This window comes from uncultured Gemella sp. (assembly GCF_963519265.1).
GTDB lineage: Bacteria > Bacillota > Bacilli > Staphylococcales > Gemellaceae > Gemella.
In genome coordinates, this window is record NZ_CAUQNQ010000118.1 from 1 (window position 1) to 3,483 (window position 3,483).

The window sequence follows — 3,483 nt, forward strand, 5'->3', positions numbered from 1 at the left end:
AAATAAAAATCTAGTTGCATAGAAGGAAACAAGATCAGAAATGGTCTTGTTTTTTATGTATGTGTAAAAAAAACTAAAAAAGTGTGTAATCAATATCTATGTTTTGTTATAATAAAAGAATGAAACCTTTTACAAAGTGGACCGGTGGTAAACGTAAGTTATTACCTATTTTGACAGAGTTATTACCTGATGATTTTAATAGGTATTATGAGCCTTTTATAGGTGGTGGAGCACTACTTTTTAAGCTCTTACCACATGATGCAGTTATAAATGACTTTAATGAGGAATTGATAAATTCGTATTTACAGATACGAGACAATCCGAATGAGTTAATAGATCTATTAGCAGAACATAGAGATAAAAATTCGAAAGATTATTATCTTAATATTCGTTCCGCTGACAGAGATGGACGTATTGAGAGTATGACTGATGTTGAAAGAGCTGCAAGAATTCTTTATATGTTACGAGTTGATTTTAATGGTCTTTATCGTGTGAATTCAAAAAATCAATTCAATGTCCCATACGGTCGATATAAGAATCCGAAAATTCTAGACGAAGATTTGATTTATGAAGTATCCGGGTATCTAAACGCCAATAATATTCAAATTTTACAAGGAGACTTTGCTAATGCTGTTGCTGATGCCGTTGATGGTGATTTAGTATATTTTGATCCACCCTATATTCCTTTGTCTGAAACCAGTTCTTTTACTTCTTATACTCATGAAGGTTTTTCTTATGAAGATCAAGTGAGGTTAAGAAATACCGTTAGGGCTTTAACACGACGTGGTGTTAAGGTTATTTTATCAAATTCTTCAAGTCCATTAGTCGAGGATCTTTATCAAGAGTTTAATCTCCATTATGTGGATGCTTCGCGTACAAATGGTGCAAAGCCAACAAGTCGTGGGAAAATTAAGGAAATTATCGTTACAAATTATGAATAATTACGAATATGAGTATGGAGGTGTTGTAATGGACAAACCATACTATTATAAAGATAGAGCAATCTTGGTACATGCAGATACATTTGAGTTTTTAAAAAAGATAAAACCTGAAAGTATGGATATGATTTTTGCGGATCCACCATATTTTTTAAGTAATGGAGGTTTCTCAAATTCAGGAGGTAAAGTCGTTTCAGTAAACAAAGGAGACTGGGATAAAATTGATACTCTTGAAGAAAAGCATGATTTTAATAGAAATTGGATTAGATTAGCAAAAAAAGTTTTGAAACCCAATGGAACAATTTGGGTTTCAGGTAGTTTTCATAATATATATTCTGTTGGGATGGCCTTAGAACAAGAAGGTTTTAAAATCCTAAATAATATAACATGGCAAAAAACTAATCCCGCACCGAATCTATCTTGTCGTTATTTCACACATTCCACAGAGACTGTGTTATGGGCTCGAAAAAATGATAAAAAAGCCAAGCATTATTATAATTATGAATTGATGAAAGAACTTAATGGTGGAAAACAGATGAAAGATGTCTGGTCTGGTGCCTTAACCAAGAAAGCTGAAAAGTGGGCAGGTAAGCATCCAACCCAAAAGCCAGAGTACCTTTTAGAGCGCATCATTTTAGCATCTACCAAACCTAATGATTATATTCTTGATCCTTTTGTAGGTAGTGGTACAACTGGAGTGGTGGCTAAGAGGTTAGGACGTTGTTTTATTGGAATAGATTCTGAGAAAGATTATTTGAAAATAGCACAAGCCAGATTAGAGAGAGAAAAATATGCTTCTATGACAAGTTCTGATACAATTTTTTTAAAGGAGGGAAATAATTGATAAAAGGTGGAGTCGGTGGTGCAAATACTAAAACAGGATTAGCTTTTGAGTTAAAAACGGATTTGCCAACGTTTATCGCAAAGCAAAATGGATATGAAATTTTTGAGAATGATTTTGATATAGAGCGAAAAGATGGCAAAGTTACAAAAAAGAAACGAAAAAAAGTTTCTCGATGGAGTGTAACCTTTAAAGGAGAGTACGTTGCAGAAATATTTCAAAAGCATGGCTTATACCGTTATTTTGATGAAGTAGATTTAAAATATAATGAAATTCTTTCAAAAAAACTTTTGCCAGATGATTCGATTTTTGTAATGGATAATAATACAGTTTTCATAATTGAAAAAAAGACTCAAAATACTAATGGAAGTGTAGATGAAAAATTGCAGACTTGTGATTTTAAACTAAAGCAGTATAAGAAGCTTTTTTCTCCATTAAATAAGGAAGTAAAGTATTATTATCTTCTAGATGAATGGTTCTTGAAGAAGAAATATAAAGATGTTCTAGATTATGTAAATAGTGTCGGATGTTATTATCGGTTTAATTATATTCCATTAAAGGAGTTTGGATTACCTGTACCTAAAGTTTGACAATAAACTTACTTCTAATACTATCCAATGAATATAAGAACTTTTACTGAATAAGAACATTTATTATCTTCATTTTAACTAATGAAATGACCATATAATTAATAATTGTTCAAGGAGATTACAATAATGGATTACTACAAATATATTTCATCTTTACCATCAGACCGTCTTAATATTTTTTTATCGACTCTTTCTGTCACAAATCGCACACCTGAATATTATGTGAATTGGGAAAAAGTAAATCGAGAAACTAAAAAATTTGAGATTGAATTAAATACACTAAATTATTTAATTGGTAAGAAAAATATTTATAACGTTGCTCTAGAGTTGTTTGAAAAACAACCAGAACTATTAAAGGCCATTCCCAGTTTAATTGCATGCCGTGATAAGGTTATTGATGTGTTATCACTGGATGAAACTGATAATATGAGTTTTTATCAGTTAGATTTTAAAAATATTGATACACATAATATCAAAGGTTATATAGATTTTATTGAGAGATCCGGTCTTTTAAATTTTCTTCAAAATGAAGCCAATAGGTCTTTAGTTGACTATGTCTATGGGGTTGAAACAGGATTAGATAGTAATGGCCGTAAGAATCGTAGTGGTACAACGATGGAAGGTATACTTGAAAGAAATGTCTCAAAAGTATGCAAAGCATACGGTCTATCCTATAAAGCTCAAGCAACTGCAAGTTTTATTAAGAATACCTGGAATATTGATGTACCAGTTGATAAATCTCAACGTAGATTCGATGTTGCAGTCTATTCTGAAGAAAAACATAAAGTGTGGTTAATTGAAACAAATTACTATGGTGGAGGTGGAAGCAAGCTTAAAGCTGTAGCTGGGGAATTTACAGAACTAAGCCAGTTTGTAGTCACATCAGAAGATAACGTGGAATTTGTTTGGGTGACGGATGGAATAGGCTGGAAAACCGCTCATCTCCCACTAGCTGAGGCTTTCGGACATATTGTCAATGTCTTTAATTTAGAAATGTTAAAAAATGGATTTCTATTTAATTTACTAAAGTAACAAGTTAGCGTGTTATCTCCCAAGCCATCTTCGTGTACTTTGTCACTGTTTTCCTTTATAATATAAGTATCACATTACAAGA

4 protein-coding genes are annotated in these 3,483 nt (G+C 31.9%); all 4 read left to right on the forward strand.

The window, feature by feature from the left end:
- Window positions 1–119 precede the first annotated feature (119 nt).
- The 4 genes from RWN11_RS07690 (at window position 120) to RWN11_RS07705 (ending at window position 3,401) form a co-directional block, all read left to right on the forward strand.
- Window positions 120–941, forward strand: coding sequence for a DNA adenine methylase (locus RWN11_RS07690; RefSeq protein WP_314161146.1), 822 nt, complete (start codon window positions 120–122; stop codon window positions 939–941).
- A gap of 28 nt (window positions 942–969) precedes the next feature.
- Window positions 970–1,782 (forward strand): site-specific DNA-methyltransferase, encoded by an 813-nt coding sequence (locus RWN11_RS07695; protein ID WP_314161147.1) that lies wholly within the window; start codon window positions 970–972, stop codon window positions 1,780–1,782.
- Window positions 1,779–2,369: a PD-(D/E)XK nuclease superfamily protein gene (locus RWN11_RS07700; protein ID WP_314161148.1), complete on the forward strand. Its 591-nt coding sequence runs from the start codon at window positions 1,779–1,781 to the stop codon at window positions 2,367–2,369. Before RWN11_RS07695 ends, RWN11_RS07700 begins: the two co-directional genes overlap by 4 nt.
- Window positions 2,370–2,495: 126 nt before the next feature.
- The gene (locus tag RWN11_RS07705; RefSeq protein WP_155213114.1) at window positions 2,496–3,401 is read left to right on the forward strand and encodes a type II restriction endonuclease; all 906 of its coding nucleotides are present in this window, start codon (window positions 2,496–2,498) and stop codon (window positions 3,399–3,401) included.
- Window positions 3,402–3,483 lie beyond the last annotated feature (82 nt).